Consider the following 18715-nt stretch of genomic DNA (forward strand, 5'->3'; position numbering starts at 1 on the left):
GTCAGGTGTCCGGGTTGGGGTAGAGGAAGGCGAAGGCGATACGCCGCCGCCAGGCGGTGGTCAGCGGCTGCTCGATGACGCCCAGCCGCTCGTAGGAATGAATGAAGCTGTCGGGACCCGTGAGGATGCCCACATGCTTGGCGATGCCGTTTTCGCGCATGCGGAACAGCACCGCCGCGCCGGGGCCGGCCTCTAAGGGGTCGATCTCGAGCATCCACTGCCGCGCGCCCTCGGCCAGAACCTCCCGCTGCCCGACCTCGCCCCAGCCGCGGCCATAAGGCGGAATCTCGGTCGGCTCGCGGCCGACGATCTGCCGCCAGACGCCCCGCGCGAGCCCGAGGCAATCGCAGCCAGCGCCGATAGTGCTGGCCTGATCGTGATAGGGCGTTCCGAGCCATTCCCTCGCTGCCGCGATGACGATTGCAGGATCGGCGGTCATAGCGGCTGCCCATCGTTCAGGCCGCTCTTTTTCGCATAGCGCACCACGGCATCCTGACCGGGGATGTGCGGGAAGCCCCGGAAATTCGCGATGTTCGAGAACTTGGCGAAACAGGTGGAATGCCGCTTGTCGCACCCCGCCACGATGGTGAACTCGTGTCCCGCCGCAATTTCGACAACGGGCGCCTCCAGCAAGGACAAGCTTACCACGCTGCCGCTTTTACCATGCAGCACCACCTCGGCCTCGCGGCCCGCGTTCGGCCCGCTTGTCCAGGACAGGATTCCGTGGTCGAACCAGCCAGCCGGAAATGAGACAAGCCCCGAAGTTCGGAACGAGCGGTCTCGGATCAGGCTGGTCACCGCCCCCGTGCCATTGAAGGACGCGCCGGCGAGATTGACCTTGCACCTGCCGTCCCCAAGCGCCGCATCGCAGGAATATTGATAAGTCCGGCCGGTGGCCTGATCGAGAAGATGCGCCAGCGAGCGCATTTCAGCAGTGAAAGCGATCTTTCCCCGACGAACCTCCCCGATTGACCCGCGCCGCATGAGAACCCGCTGGCTTACAGCGGCCCAATTCACACGCCAGACCTCGACCGCCGCATTGTCATAATGCCCGCCGACGATATCGGCTTCGGTGATGCGGTCGGAGGAAAGAACACCCTCCCCATCCTGGGAATCGACGTTTAACTCTGACCCGGCGCGAATTTCGGAGGCCGCAAAGCCGCTTTCTGGCTCGAATTGGACGCCGGCGAAGGTCAGCGGATTGTCGTGATCCGTGAAACCCAGCACCACCCCATCGCTGCGGGTGACCTTCCAGCACCAGCACAGCGTGGTCGTGCCCTCGTCCAGATGTGCCTGCATCCCGGCGGGAAGGTTTTTCATCGCCGCACCTCGATCAGCGGAATGGAAGGAATCGAGCCGAGGCGTTCGATGTCGAGGACCATATCCAACTGGTCCGTGTCGAAGCGCACCGGCACGTCGAACTGGTATCCGGCCCGGACAATCGCACCCGCGCCAGGAGCGGTATCGAAGGTGACAATCCCGGTGGTGGTGTCGACGGACCAGCCCGAAGGCTGCTCGGCGCCGTTCACGGCCACGCGGACAGTGTCAGCGACGGGCTTCGTTATGGTTCGCCACCATATCTCGTCTCCCGAAGGGTAGGATTTTCGCAGCTGGAACTGCGTTCTGGTCCCGTCGCCAACGCCCAAATGCTGATCAGCCGGATGGGAAATCTGCATGGGCAGGCAGGATTTATAGTCCGACCAGTCCCTGAACCGGAAACCATACAGCCTGCCTCGGCGGGCTTCGAAGAAGGCGACCACCATCGCCAGTTGGTCGGCGTTGCGGATGCCATAGGAAACGTCATAGACGCGCCGCGAGTTCGCCCAGGCGGTGTTGCGCTCCTCGTCTCCCGAGGCGAGCTCGACCACCTGCGTCATGCGCCGAGGCCCGCCGCGCGCGCCCCGGCTGATATTGTCGGGAAAGCGGATTTCGTGAAACGCCATTACCTGCCTCGTCCGGCCATTGAAAGCGCGCGGGAGGCATCAGCCGCCAGCTGCGTCCGCGATTGCCGGATGCTCTGTGCGTCCCGCACGTTGAAGTTGATGATGGGAGCCGCGCCGCCGCCGAAATGGCGATCCTCCCACTCCCGAGTCTGCCGCCGGTTCAGAACGCGCTCACCGCGCTGGAGGATCGCGGCATATTCGTCCGACCGCAGGCCCAGCGGCGTCCCGCTGTGGAGGCGCGGCGCATTGATGAAGGCCAGCGGCGAGACGTTCCGGGTCGGGCCGAAGCCCGCGCCGCCGCCGATATGCTGGACAGGAAGACCAATCCCGTAGCCGGACAGGCCGGCACCGAGAGACGGGAACATATTGCCCAGCATGCCCGCGAGCGGGCCGAGGATATAGGCCCGCGCCGCCAGCTTCGCCAGGTCCGCCATGAGCGAGGTCACCAGGTCGCGGAAATCCAGCTTGCCGGTCTTGACGAAATTGCCGATCGCCTCCTCTGCGCCCTGGAAGGCACCAACGAGGGCCTGCCCGATATCGTCCCCGATTCGCTTGGCTTCCTCGGAATATTCCAGCAGCGTCCGCCCGATGGCGGCCCAGCCGTTCTTTTCCCGGTCGAGCACGCTGACAAGCTCGAGCACCTTCTGCTTCTGCTCGTCGGTCGCGTTCTTCAGCTGCTCGGAATATTCGAGCATCTTCTTCTTGATCGGGTCCGTCTCCCGCAGGACCGCCAACTCCTGCTGCAGCGACTTAATGAGATCGTCGGCCTCGTCCTTTTCCTGCTGCTTGGCCGACTTCCCGCCCTTGCCGCCCTTCTTGTCATCCTTCTGGCGGTCGATGGCGTTCTGAATGGCCTGATCGCGGACCCGGTCAAAGAAATCCCCCATGGGATCGCGGCTCATGATATCGGAGATATCATCCAGCCCGGCAGCCAAGCCTTTCTTCGCAGCCTGCCCGGCGTAGAAGCCTGCCGTTTCCGCCTCAGCGGCCATGTCCTCAAGCTGTGCGCCGATGCCCCAGGCAGCATTACTGCCGGTTGGAAGATTGGTGCCAAAAACGGAGTTCAGGGTCCGAGCGGCGGCATCGATCACATACCCGACGCCGTCCACAATGCCGCCCAAGGCGCTGAGGGCTACCGCCTTCGCTTTCAAGAAGCCCGCCTCGAAGATGACCGGAATCATGTCGACGGCGACACGGATGCCGGTTACCGCGGCGGAAATGCCGTTGATCAGCATGTTGCCGACCCACTTCACGCCCGCGACCACCTTGTCCCAAGCCCACTGGAACCACGGCGCGATGGCGTCGACCGCAGGCTTGATGAAGGCCACGATGTCCTGCCCGATGACCTGGAAAACTGCCTTGGCGGTGTCACCGAAGCCGACCGTGACGTCCGTGGTCTTGTTGATCTCATGCGTCAGGCCCGCGATGGCCAGCGCGCCGATACCGGCGGCGATGCCGAACGCCTTCACCGGCCCCGGCAGGCCGGTAATCAGCCCGCCGATCTGTCGGAACATGGCCGAAACACCGCCCTGACCATTGCCGTAGATCTGCGCGATCTGCGCGCCCTGCTGGACCATGACGATCAGCGGGTTCTGCCCCGAGGCGAGCGAGACGCCGATATCGTTCAGCTGGTAGCCAAGCTGCACCATCTGGAAGCGCGCCTGACCGCCGGCCTTTTCCATGGCCTGATAGCCCTGCACCCGACCCTTGATGATGCCGATATCGTTCAGCGAGGCTTGCCGCAGTCGAGAGATGGCGGCCGTCATTTCGTCGGCCGAGATCGCGCCGGCCGCATGCGCTTGCCGGATATCGGCCAGGCCCTGCCGGTATCGCTGAATGGCCGCGAACATCGGGTTATACTTCGCCCGAGCGTCATCCAGCGCCTTGCCGTAGGCCGCCACATCGTCGGCGCTGCGCGCCAGGCTGCCCGACACGCCTGTGATGCTGTCGATGCGGTCCCGCAGCCCGGTATTGATCATGTTGTCCATGGCCGCGAGGCGAGAACGGATCGACGCAGCCGCCTGCTCGTTGGCGGCGATCTCGCGCCGGGTCGCCGCTTCCCACTCCTGCATGGAGATGGCACCAGCCTTGTGGGCCCGGTCGATTTCGGCCAGCGCGTCAGCGTGACGGCGCTCCTCAGCGAACAGCGGATTGAACTTTGCCCGAGCATCATCCAGGGCCCGGCCATAAGCCTCGATATCCGCCTGCGTCCGGGCAAGCTCGCCGGTCACGCCGACAATCTCGTTGATCTTGTCCCGCAGGCCCGTGTTCACGAGATTGTCGAACGCGGCCTGCCGCTGCCGGATGGAATTCGCCGCCGCCGCGTTCGCAGCCTCCTCGCGGCGCGTTGCCGCGACCCACTCGTCCAGCGAGATCGCCCCGACTTTTGCCGCGTGGTCGATCTGCTCGATCATATCCGCATGGCGGCGCTGCTCCGCGAACAGCGGGTTGAACTTCGCCCGCAGGTCATCGAGGGCGCGGCCATAGGCGGTGATATCCTCGGAATCCCGCGCCAAGCCGCCAGAGACGCCCGTGGCGGCATTGATGCGCGACATGACATTGGTGCCCGAGGTCGCCATCTCGTTCATGTTCGCGGCGGCGCGCGCAGCGCGCACCGCCAGCGTCTCGAGACGGCCCATCAGGTCGTTCGCGGCCTGCCCGGTCATGTTCAGACCGGCCGAGGCGGGCGCGCTCGAATCCTCGATCAGCCGCAGCGCCTGCCGGCCTTCCTTGCCGATGGAGACGAGGTCCGCTTTCAGTTTGTCACCGCCAACGGCGGCGAGGCGCACATTTACCCGCCTTTCAGTCATAGCTATGCGCCCCTTCGCTTTCGTTGAACTTCATGACCGCGATCTGCTCGAAAACCGGGAGCATCTCGGCGGCGAGAAGCATGTTCACTCCGAGGGCGCGGGCCATCTGCAGGCCCGCACCCAAGTCCCATCCGGTGACCAGTGCTCGGGAGGAAAGGCCGGCGACAACGCGCTGCTGGCCGACCATCATCTTTGCGAGGTTCCAGACCTCGGCGCCCTCTATCGTTTCCGGGCGGTGGACTTGGTAGGGGCACTCTTGGCACGGCTCCGGGCAGCCTTCGCAGTAGCCGTCGCCCCCGCCGAAGTGCCATTCTGCGAGGGCGCGGAGCCGTTTTTTTCCTGCTCCCGCAGCATGGCCGCAGCCATGTATTTCAACTGGAAACCCTCGAAAACCGGCCAGATATCCAAGGCCGCGTCGATGGCCTCGGGCGACGGCTCCATGGGCTTGCCGTCCTCGTCGCAGATGCCCTCCCACTCATCCAGCGCGAGCCGGGCGACCTCCTTTGCCAGACAGATCGAAAGCGCCTCGTTGCTGGCGTCCTCCTCGACCATCTTCTGAAGGCGCGCCGAACCGCGGGCCTCCGCCATGATGGTCGAACTGGCCGGGCGCAGCTTGAAGCGCACCCCATCGAAAAGGTCGAACCATTTCGGCCCGGCCGCGAGATTGAGACGGATCATCCGAGTTTTCCTTTCAGGGTTTCAGGTTGACGGAATCGACCCCGCCCGGCCCGAGGCCGGACAGGTGATGGGGATTCAGAGGTCAGGGGTTCGCGTAGGCCGGCACGTCATTGGTAAGCACCGCGGTGACCATGCGGCCGATCACGCCATCCTTCGCGGCCTGCCAGGCGAAGGCGGTCTGCACCCCGGCGGGGCCTTCGAGCGCAACCTTCGGCTTCGGCAGGTAGACGTCATGCACCGTGAAGACGAAACTAGCGTCCGCGCCCAGCGAATAGGAGAACTCGAGCTCGCAGGACTGGCCGTTGACCGCTTGGTCGATGAGCGTCGTGTCGGCAAAGCGGACGTTGATGTTGCCGGTGCAGGCGGCGATCGACGGATCTGCCCCGTCGATCATGCCGTCGTCGCGGATGGTCTCGATCCGGTCCAGGTTGTTGGAGTAGGTGACCTCGGCCGAGGTCACGTTGCCCAGCTGCAGGCCGTTCCGCTTCACCGCGCCGTTGAACGCGCCGAACCGGGTCAGCGCCATTTCGGCCAGCGTTCCGGCCACCGATGCCGGAGCCGTGGCCTCGCCCTGCGCAATGAGGTTCGCGGTCGCCGTGATGAGGCCCGAGCGGTTCATCGTCCACGACAGGGTGTTGAGGACGCAGCCCGTATTCAGGCCGAAGCGCGGCACCTCCGGGTTGCCGACCTCGATGGACATGGACGGCAGCGTCCAGCCGCCCGACTGGAACTCATGCTCGTAAGGCCCGGTCCCGGTGCTGACCGGCTCCCCAAAAGCCGCCTTTAGCCAGATGCCGAAAAACCGGGCGTCGATCGGAACGACGATATCTCCATCGGCGGTGATCGCGTCCTTGACCGGCGGTAGAGGATCGCGCCCGTAGCCGAGAAGCTCCGAGGACAGGAGCGGCTGCTCCGAGCCAAGATTCGAACTGGCGAACGGAATGCGCCAGAAATCGCCTGCGGCGGGCGGCGTCCCGTAGATGGATTCGAAGGCGAGCGCCATCTGCGCCCGCGCGCCCTGCGCACGTGCCATAGTCAAGTCTCCTGTGGTTGGTTGAGCCCGGCAGGGCCTTGTTAAAGTGCCGCTTGATTACGCCAGCGGGTCCGGCGTGTCGTATTGCAGGGTGACCGCGATCACCGCGGCCTTGAGCCCGGCGGAGCCTTCCACCGGCAACTCGCTCGGAGCCGGGGCCTCCCCCAGCACATAGTCGCAAAGCCCGCCCAGCGTCCGGTCGACCGCCAGCGCGGCGGCGATACCGGTCTTGATGGCGTCGAACACCGCGTCCCGAGCCTCCGGCTCGGCGCCCTCGACAATGACGTCGATCTCGGCCCGGTGCTCGTAGAAATAGCGGGCGGGCGAGAACAGGAACTCATACTCGCCGGGGTCGCCATCGTGCAGGATGGCGAGGCCCGCAGGCGGGATTTCCTCCGGCACGGAACTGTTGCGCAGCACCGTGACGCCAGGCAAGCCCGCCACTAGAACACCGTGAAGCGCCTGCAGCACCTGCTCCGATTTGCTCGGCATCCCGCCCTCCTATTTCCAACGCCGCAGGATCGCCGCCGGCAGGCGGGACTCGGCGGCGCGCGCCACCGGCGCGAGATCGAGCCGCTTTTTCAGCCGGACCTGCGGGATCAGCACGAAGATCGGCACCGTTGCCGCACCGGTCAGAATCCCATCCCTCCGACGCCGGCCGCGCTTCTGCCGCGCCAGACCGTCCCGGCCGATCCGGGCATCATCCGCGACGAGCAGAGCATGGCGACCGCGGCGATAGACGAAGCGGAGCCGCATGCCGTTGCGCTTTTCCCAGCCGCCGGGCGTGATGCGCTCGCGGCCCCAGCCCTTCATGCCCGCGGCGGCGGTCGGGATGGCCAGAAAGAAGCCATCGCGCGAGCGGATAAGCGCGCCCCGGTCGAAAGCGTCGATCACGTCCGCCGCGCTGGCGCTGCGGCGCTTCCGGTTCGGACGCGCATAAACCAGCGAGGCTGCGCCGAGCGACTCGCCCCGCGCGGGATAGTTGTTCTGCCGGATGGTGTTGGCGAGCCGCTGACCGAGGCCCGCGCCGGTCACCTGTCCGCGCCATTCCGCCTTAACCCAATCGGCCACCTCGCGGACGCCGCCGGTCACCGCCTTCTCGCCCGCGAGGATTTCCGACTCCATCATCCCGGCGATATTGGCGTCGAGGCTGATATCGATCTTCATCCCTCGCGCGCCTCCGCCTTCCAGACCAGCCGCTCGGAATCACGCTCCGGCGCTCCGGTCACCGCGAACACGGCCCCGGCAATCTCGAAGGTGTCGCCCTTCGACAGGATCGGCACCTCCGACACCCGCACGTCGATGAACACCGTGGGGGTGCGGACGCGCGACTCGCGCCATTCGACAATGTCGTCGGGGGCGCGGGTGATCACCCGAACCGTAACGCCATCGCCCGAGCCGCCAGCGCGCCACAGCGCATCGCGGCCAAGGTGCGGATCGCGGAAAAGGACGTCGACGCCGATGGCGAAGGCGGTCATGGCAGGTCACCGTTTCCAGAGAGACAGAGCCATGCGCCCGGCGCTGGCAAGCGTCCGGGCCGCTGTGCGGCTCCAAGTAACGTGAGAGCGCCGCGCGCCGAGGAAGCGCGCGGCGCTGGGGATCAGTTGCTGCTGAACAGCCGGATGGCCAGGCGGGGCCGCTTGTTCAGCGGCAGGATGTTCGCCTGCGTCATCAGGTCGATCCAGCGGCCCTTCGGCTCGAGAAGCTGGCGGGCGTAAAGGGGCAGGCCGAGAGTGTTGGCCGTCTCCAGCAGGTCCGCCGGCGCACCATAGGTTTTGAAAGTGTCCATGGTGCCGATCGGGAAGGCGATGGCCTCGCCCGCCGGGATCAGCCGCTCGGTCGCGCCGGTCGAGAGGGTGACCGTGCCGCGATACTCCTCGAAGATGAGGCCCATGAAGTTGAAGCGGCGCGTCACGTTCTCGCGCAGCGGCTGCTGCCCGGCCATGTAGAACTGATACGCTTCCTTGACCTTCGAATGGGCAAGCAGCTTGTCCATGAACTCCTTCGAGGCGAGGACATGCGCATAGGTCATGGTTTCGCCCTGAAGCTCGTCCTCCATCTGCCCCGTCACGTCGCGGCATTTGGTCTGCACATCCGTGCCGGCCGTGCCGAGGACGAAGTCCACCGAGATCTGCGTCAGGCCGAACTCGGTGAAATAGTTGTAGAGGGTCACGCCCGCGCCATCCTTTACAATGCCGCGCAGCGCGTTGACCTCCATGTATTCGCGGGTGGCCGCATGCTTGCGGCGCATCAGCGTCAGCTTACGGTTCATGACCACCGCAAGCTGGTCCGGCTGATCCGAGCCCAGGGCCGGCTGGCCCTGCAGGTCCGCCACCGTGATCGCATCATCATGGGGGATGTGCGGGATGGCGAACGAGCGCATCGAGCGGCCCTCGCGCGAGCCAACCGTGGCGGGGGAACTCCACGGCACCGAAGGCAGCAGATTGAGGACGCCCTCATATTGCTCGATGATGACCGACCGTTGGGTCACGCCCTCGAACTCGAACAGGCCCATCTGGCCCAGGCGGGTGTAGAGGTTCGGCAGGATGTTGATCGCTTCCGTCATTTCGGCAAGCGAGTAACCCCCCGCGTCGAACGGGTTACGGATGACAGTCATGGAATGCTCCTATTGCAAAGAAGGCGCGGGGGCGCCGGTTACGCGTTGACGCGCGGGATGATCCCGAGCGCGACCAGCTGCGCCCGCTTGGCGGCGCGCTTGGTGTCGTCGTTCACGCTGGCGTCGAAAACGAGCTCATCCTGCGCGACGATCGCCGGCCCGCGCCGGATGACGACGCCGGGCATGTCGGCATCGGTGGCGTCGACTGCCACGATCAGCACGGCGGCTGCTTCTTCCGCCCCCTCAAGGCCGACCGTCTCCGCATCGGGCGAAAGGGCGAACTCACCATCGGCGGTGACCTCGCCCAGCACCGAGCCGAGCGCATAGTTGGTGCCGGATTTCAGGGTCACGACCTCGCGCGTGTAATTCTTGTCGAGGTCGAACTTCAGGATATCGCCCTCGGTGGGGCCTTTAACGAGCGGAGCCATGTCCGTTTCCTTTCAGGGGTGAGAGGGACGGCGACGGGAAAACCGCCGCCGCGTTTCAGTGCTTGGTCTGACGGTTTGCGGCCGCCTCGGCGGATTTCTTCGCCGCCGCGACGATGGGGCTCTCGGCCTTCGGCTTATCGCCGGGACCGGGGGCGGGCTTGTGCGCGGTGCTGACGTGGGTCCCATCCGCAGCCTTCGCCGCCGCCTCGAGGACGCTGGCGCGCAGCGCGTCCGGCGACTTGCCGTCGCGCAGCGCCGACGCCAGATCGACGCTCACCCCGAGCCGGGAAGCCTGCGCCGCGATATCCGCCAGCGCGGCGGCATCGGCCCGCGAGATCGAGCCCTGCGCCGCCGCCGCGGCAGCGGCCGGAGCCGCAGCAGCAGCGGGCGGCTGTTCCTGCTCCTTCTCGTCGCCGGCCTGGGGCGCGGTGGTCGTGGTGGTTTCCGCCTCGGCTTCCGGGGTTTCGGTTTCCGCCGACGCGGTGGTCGTGGTCGTTTGGGTCGACATAGTCGTCTCCTTTTTTGCACCGCTCGCGGCGGCTCCGGTGAAAGGGATGTTGACGGCGCGGCCGTTGACCTTCGCGGCGAAGGCCGAGAAGGCGCTGCGCAGGTCCGACACCTCGTCGGCCAGCCCAGCCTCGACCGCCTGTTCGCCGCTGTAGACGCGGGCCTCGGTGGCCAGCGCGGCCTCTTGCGAGAGCCGATTCCCGCGCCCGGCGGCGACGGTCTCCGCGAAGATTTCGCGGAGCCGCGAGCACTCCGCCTGCATCTGCTCCCGGACGGGATCAGGCAGAGGCTCAAAGGGGTTGCCGTCGACCTTGTGCGCGCCGGCATGGATCAGCGTGACGGCGATGCCGTCCTCGGCCAGCCGCTCGCTGTAATCGACATGCATGGCCACGACGCCGATGCTGCCGACCTCGCCCGTGCGCGGCAGGATGATCCGATCCGCCTGGCTGGCCATGGCATAGCCGGCCGACAGGGCGGATTCCGCGACGAAGGCCCAGACCGGCTTTGCGGCGCGGGCCGAGCGGATCAGGTCCGCCAGGTCGAAAGCGCCCGCCGCCTGACCTCCGAAGGTGTCGATCTCGGCCGCGATCCCGCGCACCGAACCATCGGCCGCCGCCGCCTCGAACTGCGCCGCCAGCCCCTCGTAGGACGTCTCCCCCGAGGAGTTCCCCAGCCAAGCCCCGCGATGGACCATGGTGCCGGTCGCCTCGATGATGGCGATGCCATCCCGGACGGGATATAGCGCATCGCCGCGCTCGCGCCGACGCTTCGCCACATCGCCGCCGATGATGGACATGCGCGGCCCGACGCGGCCCGCGCGCTCGGCGCGTTCCTGCGGCACGTCCACCGTGGGCAGGATGATCTGCCCCCCGAGGATTCGGGCGCCGAACCCGGCGAGGAACGCCTGCGCCTTGGCAGGGTCGACCAGTAGCGGGGCGTTGAACGCCCGCCGTGCAATCTCTGGAAAACGCATGGGTTACTCTCTGTCCTCGGGCCGATCTTCCGGCCGGGTTTCGTCCTCGGGTTCGTCCTTGCCGGCCACAGCGCGCCCGGGCGATCCAGCCCGCCTGAAATCGAGACCGAGACGCTTCTCGCGCTTCCGATCCTCCGCGATTTCCGCGTCCAGCTGCTCGGCGTCGTATCCGCGCTCGGAGATGGCCTGCGACCGGCTCTTGAGACCGGCCTCGATCTGGTCCAGTTCCGCACGAATATCCTTCTGCGGATCGACCCAATCCCACCGGGGCGGCAGCCAGACGCAGCGCAGATAGTCCCGGCGTTTGGTCTCATAGCCGGGAAGGTCAAGAGCGCCGGACAGCACCGCCGTGTCCATGAACCGCGCCCAGACCGCCCGGCACATCTGATATACCATGACGCCATGCTGGAACGCGGCCACGCGACGGCGGAACTCCATCAGGATCAGGCGCGAGTTCGCGAAGTTCCCCTTCGCGCTATCCCCGGTCAGATAGCCGTAAGGAATGCCGAGCCCTGCCGCGATCTGCAGCAGCGTCCGATACTGGAACGGCTCATAGGTCGACCCGGATTCGGCCGGGTCGGCCACCTTGATATCCTCGCCTTCCTCGAGCCGAAGGACCGTGCCAGGCGAAAGCTCGATGGGGTCCGGCTCCTGGCCATCATCGGCCGATCCCTCGCCAGGAATCGGCCCGTCCTCACCAAGACCGGACGTGACGAACAGCGCATAGAGCGCAGCAACCTTCTTCCGGTCCAACTCGGCATCGTCATACTGATCGAGCAAGAACATCTTGACGATCGCCGCAGAAAAGCGGGACACGCCGCGAAGCTGGCCAGCCTCGACCGGGTCGAGGATATGAACCACGTCCTCGGCAGGCACCCGCACCGTCTCACCCGCGGCAACGCCGCGCAGCGTTGTATCGCCGGGGTGCCGCTTGTAGAAGTGATAGGCCACCCGCCGACCGATCAGGTCGAACTCGATCCCCTGCCGGATCTCCGCGCCCGAGGGCAGGAGCTCGTTCTTGTCCATCGGCAGCATTTCCGATGGCAGCATCTGGATCTGGAACGGCACCGAAAGGCCGTCCTGCGGGCGGCGGGCCCGGAAGCGCAGGAATACCTCGCCCGCCACGAACACCTCGCGCGCCGCGCGGCGCTGCAGCCCATAAAAGTCCGTCAGGCCCTCGGCATCTGCCTCGTCCGTCCAGTCGAGGAACAACTGCTGCACCGCCCGCTTGCGAGAGGCGGTCTTGATCTGCGAATTCGGCTTGATGCCGTCGCCAACGGCATTCGCTGCCCAGCTTTCAACCGCGTTCCCGGCATAGCCGTTATTGCGCACCAGCCAGCGGCCCCGGCTGGTCATTTCCGGCCCGGCCGAGGCCAGAAGCGTATTCACATGTGCCCGGGCCGGACGAAATCCGCGCAACCGGCGATGCGAGAGGGCTGCGTCGAAGCCACCCATTCCGAAGAAGGCCCCGAACCGGCGCCGAAAGGACGTCATCACCCCCATGTCACAGATCCTTTACGGCATAGGTCTTGATGACGCGGGAACGGCCCCGGCCTTCGGCCTTGGCAATGCGGCGCTCGAGGTCCGCGATGGCGCGGGCCAGATCGGCAGCGGATTCATACTCGACCCGCTTGCCCTCGTAGCTGACCGTGCGCACACCCGAGAACCGCGCCTCGAGAAGCACCTCGAGCCGCGCCTTCATCTGTTCCAGCGTCATGCGTTACTCCATGTAGCGGCTGGCGTATTGCCGCCGCCGTCTCGACGCGGGCGCGACAGGACGCCCTGCGGGTTTCGGTTCCGAATAAGGGTCAGGCACCGGCCGGACCTGCGCCTCGAGCGCAGCCCAGCGAGCCTCGTCCCAGCGATCCATGCCCATGAGCCAGGCACCGGCTCGGGCGTAGACCCGGCAGTCGAGCACCTCGTTGCGCTCGCGCATCTTGTGCCATTCGAGCTTCGAGTAGCCCTTCTTCGTCTTGGTGGTCATCAGCTGCTCGGCCGTCAGCTGCTTGACCATTTCGGCGCTCGTCGTGCCGGGCAGGTGGATGAACCCCTTCGGCCAGCGCCCGTCCTCGGCCAACGCCTCGTCGGTCGGCACCGCCAGCCGCAGGAAGCGATAGGTCTCGGACTTGAACACCGGACCCGAGACGGTCCACAGCCTGATACCGCGCCGCAGGCGCTTGCCGTTGATCGTCACATCGACATAGGTCGGGCCACTGACCGGCGAGGCCCGGTCGAAGCCGTCAACGCCCTTGATCGCGATGACATGGGACTGCCCGACCGAGCGGACCCACGAATAGACGAGGTTCGTCTGGTCGCCGGAGTCGACAACCATCCGCGACAGCACCATCTCGACGCCGCTCTCATGCGGCCAGGTCCGCCCGACCAGATCGCGCAGATCGTCCCAGACCGCCTCGTCGGCTGTGTCGCCGTCGAGGACGATGTGATCGACCAGCCACGACTCGAGGTCGCGGCCCCAACCCCAGATCGAAACCTCGATCCGGTCGCGCTGGATATCGACGCCGGCCGTAAGGACCAGCGCGCCCATCGGGACGATGCCGAACCGCCGGTCCTGTTCGCGGCGCTCGTAGAGCCGCTCCCAATCCGGGGCCTCGCCTTTCTCTTGCCACGTCTCCCCGAGGATCGTGTTCTTGAAGGCTTTCAGCTTCGAATCGTCGCCCTGCGCGCCCTCCCACTGGCGGGCAATGTCCGACCAGGACAGCCAGCCGAGCGGCGAATAGAGCCCGTTGATGTGGAACCCGATGATGCCCGCCCGGCGGGCCGCGTCGATCTGCTCCTGCGGAGCGGTGGCGATCCATTGCGCCCCGTTTTCCTCCGCCATGAACTCGGTCTTGTGGCGCTCCTCAATGAATTCGTCGCAATGGACGCACTGATACGCGACCTCCTCGGGCCGGCCCCATTCCCAGCGCAGCCGCTCGAACACGAGATGCTGCAGAGCACCGCAATGCGGGCAGGGAACGTGGTAGCGCTGCTGGTCCGAAGCCTCGTATTCCCGCTCGATCCGGGACAAGCCCTTGACCGTGGGCGTCGAGGCCAGAAACAGCTTCTTGCGGTGCCCGAACGACAGCGTCCGGGCCTCCGCGAGGGTGATCGGGTCACCTTCGTCGTCAACGTCCCCCGGATAGGCGTCCACCTCGTCCAGAAAGACCATTCGTGCCGGCATCGACCGCAGACCGACCGCGCTGTTCGCGCCGGCAAGGATCAACTGCCCGCCCTTGAACTTCTTCAACAGGATGGTGTTGCCACTATCCCGAGCCCGCGACGGCGCGATCAATTCCCGCAAGACCGGGCTGTCCTCGAACAGCGGGTCGAGCCGTTGCTGCGAAAGGCGCTTCGCCATGTCCACGGTCGGCTGCACCGCCAAGATCGGAGACGGCACCCGATGGACGCAGAAGCCGATCCAGTTATTGCCCACCTCGGTCGCGCCGACCTGGGCGGATTTCGCAAAGACAACCCGCTGCATCGGGTTGCTGGGCGAGAGCGCGTCCATGATGGCGCGCATGTAAGGCGTCCGCGCCGTCCGGTAGGGGCCAGCCTCCGAGGCGGCGCGTGACGACAGAATCCGATGCCGATCAGACCATTCGGACACGGTGAGCGTGGGATCGGGCGCAAGCCCGGCCAGCCACGCACGCCGAATCTCGTCCGCGCCGTCGAACGCTTCCGTTACCAAACTTCAATCCTCGTAGATTGCCTCCGCGCGACCGTGCCGCCCGGCAGCACTCAGCGAAGATCGATTTTCACCTCGGCCTGCTCCGACAGGTGCGCCCGCAGGTATTTGTCCAGCACCACCTCCATCCGGTGGGCTTCCACACCAAGCTCGGCCGCCATATTCGCGGCGACCCGAGGTGGCCAATTCAGCCAGGCGTCCCGTTCCCGGCGCGCCAGGTCGAACACCAACGAGGTAGAGCGCGCCCGGTCGACAAGCTCGCCTTTCAGCTTCTGCAGCTTCACTTTCGCGGTCTGCGCCTTCAGGACCTCGTTCGCCATGCGGGCGCGGAGAAAGCTCACCTCGCCCTCGCCGGCCGGGGCCGGGGCTTCCCCGGCCTCGGTCAGCGTGTCGTTCACCGCATCAATCGCGGCCTTCGGCACCGGCTTGGTGCCGCCCTGCGCCCGAGCGGTGCTCGCCGCGGTTTGCAACTGCTGCGTCCGGGCATGCGCCCCCCGCTGCTTGGCCGGGTCCGTCTGGGTGTCCCATTGCGCGTCGGCGGTGACCGGATCGATCGTCCCATCGTCCAGAACCGTGATCCGGCCCGAGGAAATCGCCTTGCGAACCGCTGACTCCGAGACGCCGCGATACTTCGCGTATTCCCGTCGAGAGAGTCCCATTTCAGTCCCCCAGCATCCGCAGGAACTCCTCCTGCGACATGGTGATGTCCTCCAGCTTAGTGCCCGAGCGGCGGCGCTCCTTCGGCGCGGGCTTGGGCTGGGCCGAAGCGGGATTGCCCGCTTCGGCCGGCTGCGATCCGGCGAAGCGGTCATAGACCGCCTTGATGATCGCCTGATTGTCGAGGCTGCGCCCGGACTCGTCCCAGAGCGCGTCGAACCATTCGGTGTAGAACCAGGCCACCTCATCATCGACATCAATGTCGAACTGCTCGGTGCGCAGGTTCTTGTTCAGGTTCATGCTCGAGCGCATCACCGCCCGGCCGCGTTCGCCGTTGACGATGATGACCTTTGCGTGGACCGACAGGCAGCGGAACGCCTGAAAGCCCAGCACCTCGATCAGCGGCCCGGCGAACTTGGGCGACTTCTCGAAGGTGCCCCGGTCGAGCAGCACCCGGATATCCGAAATGCGGCCCGCGACCCGGATATCCTTCGCCCGCTGGACGTCATAGAGGCCGGTTGTCCAGGTCGAAATCCGAACCTCGGCCGGCCCGAGCTCGTCCACCATGTGCTCCATCGCGTCGATGGCCGAGAACTGGCCAGCGGTCAGCCCGGTCACGCGCGTTCCCGGCGCGAGCGGGCCGATCACCTCCATGGCCGTCTCGGTGCGATGGATCACCCGGCGGACGCCGCCGGTCTTGAAGCGCAGCGCGCGGGGCCGTTCCGTCATGCCGCCCTCCTTCTCTTGCCCTCCTTCACCTCCGCGAAGGTCCGGCCGTCGCCCTCGAGGCGCGCCTCGAGGCTGGTGTAGGTCTGCCAGCGGTTCACGATCACGTCGCAGAACTTCTCGTCCAACTCCATGAGCCGCGCGACCCGTCCATCCTTGTGACATGCGATCAGGGTCGAGCCCGAGCCGCCGAACAGGTCGAGCACCAGATCGCCCCGCTTGGTGCTGTTTCCGAGATGCTCCGAGATGATGCCCACCGGCTTCATCGTCGGATGGTCCGGGTTCTTCGCCGGCTTTTCGTGCCAGATCAGGCTGCCCTCGTAGCTCTCGACCGTCAGGGCCTCGCCGCGGATCACATAGACCTCGCCGCCCACGTCGATCTGCACCGAACCATCGGCCATGGCGCGCAGCGGGGGCCGCGCGCCCTCGATGACGGTGGTTTTAGCCCGGCCGCCATACCAGGAATGCGCCGCGCCGGGCTTCCACCCGTAGAGGATCGGCTCGTGCCGCCACTGATAGTCCGACCGGCCCAGCACCAGAGACGGCTTCACCCAGACCAGGCACCCCGACAGCTTGAACCCGGCATCGCGGAACGCGGCCCGGAAATTCAGCCCCTCGGTGTCGGCATGGGCGACATAGATCGGCGCCCCGGGGCGCATCGAGCCGAACCCGGCCGAGAACGCCTCGCAGAGGAAGCGCCGGAACTCCGACGCCTCCATGTTGTCGTTCTGAATCTTCCCCGCCGTGCCCTCGTAATTCACGTTATAGGGCGGGTCCGTCCAGCAGGCGTCGACCAGAACGCCCTCGCAGAGCGCCTCGACCTCGGCGCGCGAGGTGCTGTCTCCGCACATCAGCCGGTGATCCCCGAGCAGCCAGACGTCGCCGCGGCGCGTGACCGGCTTCTCTTTCGGCGGGTCCGGCACGAAGTCGGGATCGCCAAGGGCCGGCGGCGGGGTTCCCTCGAGCTCCGAATCCGCGAGCAGAGCGTCCAATTCGGCGGACGAGAAGCCCGTGACCTCCAGGTCGAAGGCTTCCATCTTCAGCGCCGCAAGCTCGGCCTTCAGCAGGTCCTCGTCCCAGCCCGCGTTTTCCGCGATCTTGTTATCCGCGATCACCAGCGCCCGGCGCTGCGCGTCGGACAGGTGGCCGTGGACGATCACCGGCACCTCGGCAAGCCCGAGGCGCTGCGCCCCCAGCAGCCTGCCGTGGCCGCAGATGATCTCCCCGTCCGTGCTGACCTGGATGGGGTTGGTGAAGCCGAACTCCACGATGGAGGCGGCGATCTGCGCAACCTGATCGGACGAGTGCGTCCGCGCGTTGCGCGCATATGGCGTCAACCGCTCGAGCGGCCACATCTCGATCTGCAAGGCAGGCTCCATTAACAAGCCCCGCACGAGGCGGGGCGGTTGGCGGATCAGACGGCTGGGCTATCCCAAACGCCTCGGATCGCACATGGGATGCTCTGGGTCCTCGGGAGCCACGACCGTGCCCAGAGCGCGAACCAGCACCGTCCCGCTGCCAGTTCCGGCGAGGGTTATATAAAGGTGCGGCACTTCCCAAATCGCGTCCTCGGCGGGCACAACCCGGATCAGCGCGTGCCGGGTGGCCAGCGCAGCCAGAGGCTGCTGATCGACCAACAGGACGCCCCCGCCGCGGGACGCGTCCAAGGTGCGGATCGTCACCGTCACGTCGCCCGGCGTGCCGCGCAGGTCGTGCATAACAATGGCATCAAGGACGTAGCGTCCCTGCGCCTGCATGTGCAGGACCAGAGCGGCCGGATCAGTGGCGGCTAGATCAAGCAGCATGCCGCCCAGCACCGGAACATGGACCAGATGCGTCTTGTCGATGATGCGGATCGCACCCGACGAGGTGAGGGATCGCGCCTCGGCGGTATTCACCGCGGCCGTGCTGATGCCTCGGGAGGACCTGGTAATGAAACTCATGGTGTCACCGTCGCATAACGCTGGATCAGAAGCCCTGCCGCCTGCAAGCGGGCCCGGACAGGCTCGTATTTCAGCCGGGCGAGCGGCACGTCAGAGGCGAGCGACTCGATCGCCATGTGCCCGACAGCTTCCGCGACGGCGCACAAGAACGGCTCCAATCTGATCGCCTGAAATGCCAGTTCAGAGGCCGAGATGCCCCAGCATACAGCGAGGTTGTCGCAGGTGCCGACGGGTGCCACGACCGAGCGCATGGGGACGCCGAAGGTCGAATAGTTGTCGGCGCGCACGATATCCCCCTCGGCGTCGGTAAACTCGGTTACCTCCGGGGAGCCTTCGATCTCGTTGCCGCCATAGGGCAACGCCCAGACGCTTTTTGCTTTCGAGTCCATGAAATACGCCCCGCAGGCAATCTGATCGCCCCAGTTGGTGCGATAGGCCACGTGCCGATAGGTGACCGTTTCCTGGCCGATCAGTGTCAACGGCGGAGCAAAAGTCGGCCGGGGCGGCGGCGTAAAGTCCGGCCAGTTGGGGGGTGCGCCATGGCGCGCGCGCTGGCCACATAGCTGGCGCGAGCCATGGCGCACTGGCCCCTTAGGGCCAATCGTGGGTAGATATTTTATGGTGATCAGCGCTGTTTACGGGCTGTGCTGTTGGCGAGGCGATAGCTTTCGCCGTTCATCTCGATGATGTTGACGTGGTGGGTCAGTCGGTCGAG

22 protein-coding genes are annotated in these 18715 nt (G+C 66.2%); all 22 read right to left on the reverse strand.

The window, feature by feature from the left end; genetic code table 11:
- Position 1: 1 nt before the first annotated feature.
- On the reverse strand, positions 2 to 439 hold the full coding sequence (locus PARJ55_RS0118475; RefSeq protein WP_028714364.1) for a peptidase: 438 nt from the start codon (positions 437 to 439) through the stop codon (positions 2 to 4).
- Positions 436 to 1320, reverse strand: coding sequence for a DUF2163 domain-containing protein (locus PARJ55_RS0118480; RefSeq protein ID WP_028714365.1), 885 nt, complete (start codon positions 1318 to 1320; stop codon positions 436 to 438). The genes PARJ55_RS0118475 and PARJ55_RS0118480 overlap by 4 nt, the downstream gene beginning before the upstream one ends.
- Positions 1317 to 1943 carry a DUF2460 domain-containing protein gene (locus PARJ55_RS0118485; protein WP_028714366.1) on the reverse strand — a complete coding sequence of 209 codons (627 nt, stop codon included), beginning with the start codon at positions 1941 to 1943 and terminating at the stop codon, positions 1317 to 1319. Before PARJ55_RS0118485 ends, PARJ55_RS0118480 begins: the two co-directional genes overlap by 4 nt.
- Positions 1943 to 4753 carry a phage tail tape measure C-terminal domain-containing protein gene (locus PARJ55_RS0118490; protein WP_084637915.1) on the reverse strand — a complete coding sequence of 937 codons (2811 nt, stop codon included), beginning with the start codon at positions 4751 to 4753 and terminating at the stop codon, positions 1943 to 1945. The genes PARJ55_RS0118485 and PARJ55_RS0118490 overlap by 1 nt, the downstream gene beginning before the upstream one ends.
- Entirely contained in the window at positions 4746 to 4943 is a 198-nt protein-coding gene (locus tag PARJ55_RS0118495) for a hypothetical protein (RefSeq protein WP_232215746.1), read from the reverse strand. The genes PARJ55_RS0118490 and PARJ55_RS0118495 overlap by 8 nt, the downstream gene beginning before the upstream one ends.
- A gap of 29 nt (positions 4944 to 4972) precedes the next feature.
- Complete coding sequence (locus PARJ55_RS0118500; protein WP_028714368.1) at positions 4973 to 5431, reverse strand: hypothetical protein; 459 nt, start codon at positions 5429 to 5431, stop codon at positions 4973 to 4975.
- Between the two features lie 82 nt (positions 5432 to 5513).
- The gene (locus PARJ55_RS0118505; RefSeq protein WP_028714369.1) at positions 5514 to 6464 is read right to left on the reverse strand and encodes a phage tail tube protein; all 951 of its coding nucleotides are present in this window, start codon (positions 6462 to 6464) and stop codon (positions 5514 to 5516) included.
- Between the two features lie 57 nt (positions 6465 to 6521).
- The gene (locus PARJ55_RS0118510) at positions 6522 to 6956 is read right to left on the reverse strand and encodes a hypothetical protein (protein ID WP_028714370.1); all 435 of its coding nucleotides are present in this window, start codon (positions 6954 to 6956) and stop codon (positions 6522 to 6524) included.
- A 9-nt stretch (positions 6957 to 6965) separates the two neighbouring features.
- Positions 6966 to 7631: a DUF6441 family protein gene (locus PARJ55_RS0118515; RefSeq protein WP_028714371.1), complete on the reverse strand. Its 666-nt coding sequence runs from the start codon at positions 7629 to 7631 to the stop codon at positions 6966 to 6968.
- Positions 7628 to 7942 carry a hypothetical protein gene (locus PARJ55_RS0118520; protein WP_028714372.1) on the reverse strand — a complete coding sequence of 105 codons (315 nt, stop codon included), beginning with the start codon at positions 7940 to 7942 and terminating at the stop codon, positions 7628 to 7630. The genes PARJ55_RS0118515 and PARJ55_RS0118520 overlap by 4 nt, the downstream gene beginning before the upstream one ends.
- Before the next feature lie 122 nt (positions 7943 to 8064).
- Positions 8065 to 9081, reverse strand: coding sequence for a major capsid protein (locus PARJ55_RS0118525; RefSeq protein ID WP_028714373.1), 1017 nt, complete (start codon positions 9079 to 9081; stop codon positions 8065 to 8067).
- A gap of 38 nt (positions 9082 to 9119) precedes the next feature.
- Positions 9120 to 9509: a head decoration protein gene (locus tag PARJ55_RS0118530; RefSeq protein WP_028714374.1), complete on the reverse strand. Its 390-nt coding sequence runs from the start codon at positions 9507 to 9509 to the stop codon at positions 9120 to 9122.
- Between the two features lie 55 nt (positions 9510 to 9564).
- Positions 9565 to 10989 (reverse strand): S49 family peptidase, encoded by a 1425-nt coding sequence (locus PARJ55_RS0118535; protein ID WP_028714375.1) that lies wholly within the window; start codon positions 10987 to 10989, stop codon positions 9565 to 9567.
- Between the two features lie 3 nt (positions 10990 to 10992).
- Entirely contained in the window at positions 10993 to 12492 is a 1500-nt protein-coding gene (locus tag PARJ55_RS0118540) for a phage portal protein (RefSeq protein WP_036714488.1), read from the reverse strand.
- A 1-nt stretch (position 12493) separates the two neighbouring features.
- A complete protein-coding gene (locus PARJ55_RS0118545; RefSeq protein WP_028714377.1) occupies positions 12494 to 12706 on the reverse strand; it encodes a phage head-tail joining protein in 213 nt (70 codons plus the stop codon).
- Between the two features lie 3 nt (positions 12707 to 12709).
- Complete coding sequence (locus PARJ55_RS22545) at positions 12710 to 14677, reverse strand: phage terminase large subunit family protein (RefSeq protein WP_084637916.1); 1968 nt, start codon at positions 14675 to 14677, stop codon at positions 12710 to 12712.
- A gap of 50 nt (positions 14678 to 14727) precedes the next feature.
- Positions 14728 to 15333 carry a hypothetical protein gene (locus PARJ55_RS0118555; protein ID WP_028714378.1) on the reverse strand — a complete coding sequence of 202 codons (606 nt, stop codon included), beginning with the start codon at positions 15331 to 15333 and terminating at the stop codon, positions 14728 to 14730.
- A gap of 1 nt (position 15334) precedes the next feature.
- Entirely contained in the window at positions 15335 to 16060 is a 726-nt protein-coding gene (locus tag PARJ55_RS0118560) for a hypothetical protein (protein ID WP_028714379.1), read from the reverse strand.
- On the reverse strand, positions 16057 to 17424 hold the full coding sequence (locus PARJ55_RS0118565) for a site-specific DNA-methyltransferase (protein ID WP_028714380.1): 1368 nt from the start codon (positions 17422 to 17424) through the stop codon (positions 16057 to 16059). Before PARJ55_RS0118565 ends, PARJ55_RS0118560 begins: the two co-directional genes overlap by 4 nt.
- 60 nt (positions 17425 to 17484) lie before the next feature.
- Positions 17485 to 18000, reverse strand: a complete 516-nt coding sequence (locus tag PARJ55_RS0118570) for a hypothetical protein (RefSeq protein ID WP_028714381.1) — start codon at positions 17998 to 18000, stop codon at positions 17485 to 17487.
- A complete protein-coding gene (locus PARJ55_RS0118575; protein WP_198019386.1) occupies positions 17997 to 18479 on the reverse strand; it encodes an FAD-dependent oxidoreductase in 483 nt (160 codons plus the stop codon). Before PARJ55_RS0118575 ends, PARJ55_RS0118570 begins: the two co-directional genes overlap by 4 nt.
- Positions 18480 to 18625: 146 nt before the next feature.
- On the reverse strand, positions 18626 to 18715 hold a 90-nt coding region (locus PARJ55_RS23535), incomplete at its 5' end, for an ATP-binding protein (protein ID WP_232215747.1).

It is taken from the genome of Paracoccus sp. J55 (assembly GCF_000513975.1).
Classification (GTDB): Bacteria; Pseudomonadota; Alphaproteobacteria; order Rhodobacterales; family Rhodobacteraceae; genus Paracoccus.

Coding starts and splice junctions, on each gene's coding strand:
- PARJ55_RS0118535 (WP_028714375.1), bottom strand. CDS start 10,989: ATGCGTTTTCCAGAGATTGCACGGCGGGCGTTCAACGCCCCGCTACTG.
- PARJ55_RS0118530 (WP_028714374.1), bottom strand. CDS start 9,509: ATGGCTCCGCTCGTTAAAGGCCCCACCGAGGGCGATATCCTGAAGTTC.
- PARJ55_RS0118540 (WP_036714488.1), bottom strand. CDS start 12,492: ATGGGGGTGATGACGTCCTTTCGGCGCCGGTTCGGGGCCTTCTTCGGA.
- PARJ55_RS0118520 (WP_028714372.1), bottom strand. CDS start 7,942: ATGACCGCCTTCGCCATCGGCGTCGACGTCCTTTTCCGCGATCCGCAC.
- PARJ55_RS0118505 (WP_028714369.1), bottom strand. CDS start 6,464: ATGGCACGTGCGCAGGGCGCGCGGGCGCAGATGGCGCTCGCCTTCGAA.
- PARJ55_RS0118495 (WP_232215746.1), bottom strand. CDS start 4,943: ATGATGGTCGGCCAGCAGCGCGTTGTCGCCGGCCTTTCCTCCCGAGCA.
- PARJ55_RS0118480 (WP_028714365.1), bottom strand. CDS start 1,320: ATGAAAAACCTTCCCGCCGGGATGCAGGCACATCTGGACGAGGGCACG.
- PARJ55_RS0118515 (WP_028714371.1), bottom strand. CDS start 7,631: ATGAAGATCGATATCAGCCTCGACGCCAATATCGCCGGGATGATGGAG.
- PARJ55_RS0118570 (WP_028714381.1), bottom strand. CDS start 18,000: ATGAGTTTCATTACCAGGTCCTCCCGAGGCATCAGCACGGCCGCGGTG.
- PARJ55_RS0118545 (WP_028714377.1), bottom strand. CDS start 12,706: ATGACGCTGGAACAGATGAAGGCGCGGCTCGAGGTGCTTCTCGAGGCG.
- PARJ55_RS0118475 (WP_028714364.1), bottom strand. CDS start 439: ATGACCGCCGATCCTGCAATCGTCATCGCGGCAGCGAGGGAATGGCTC.
- PARJ55_RS0118490 (WP_084637915.1), bottom strand. CDS start 4,753: ATGACTGAAAGGCGGGTAAATGTGCGCCTCGCCGCCGTTGGCGGTGAC.
- PARJ55_RS0118555 (WP_028714378.1), bottom strand. CDS start 15,333: ATGGGACTCTCTCGACGGGAATACGCGAAGTATCGCGGCGTCTCGGAG.
- PARJ55_RS0118485 (WP_028714366.1), bottom strand. CDS start 1,943: ATGGCGTTTCACGAAATCCGCTTTCCCGACAATATCAGCCGGGGCGCG.
- PARJ55_RS0118560 (WP_028714379.1), bottom strand. CDS start 16,060: ATGACGGAACGGCCCCGCGCGCTGCGCTTCAAGACCGGCGGCGTCCGC.
- PARJ55_RS0118500 (WP_028714368.1), bottom strand. CDS start 5,431: ATGATCCGTCTCAATCTCGCGGCCGGGCCGAAATGGTTCGACCTTTTC.
- PARJ55_RS0118525 (WP_028714373.1), bottom strand. CDS start 9,081: ATGACTGTCATCCGTAACCCGTTCGACGCGGGGGGTTACTCGCTTGCC.
- PARJ55_RS0118510 (WP_028714370.1), bottom strand. CDS start 6,956: ATGCCGAGCAAATCGGAGCAGGTGCTGCAGGCGCTTCACGGTGTTCTA.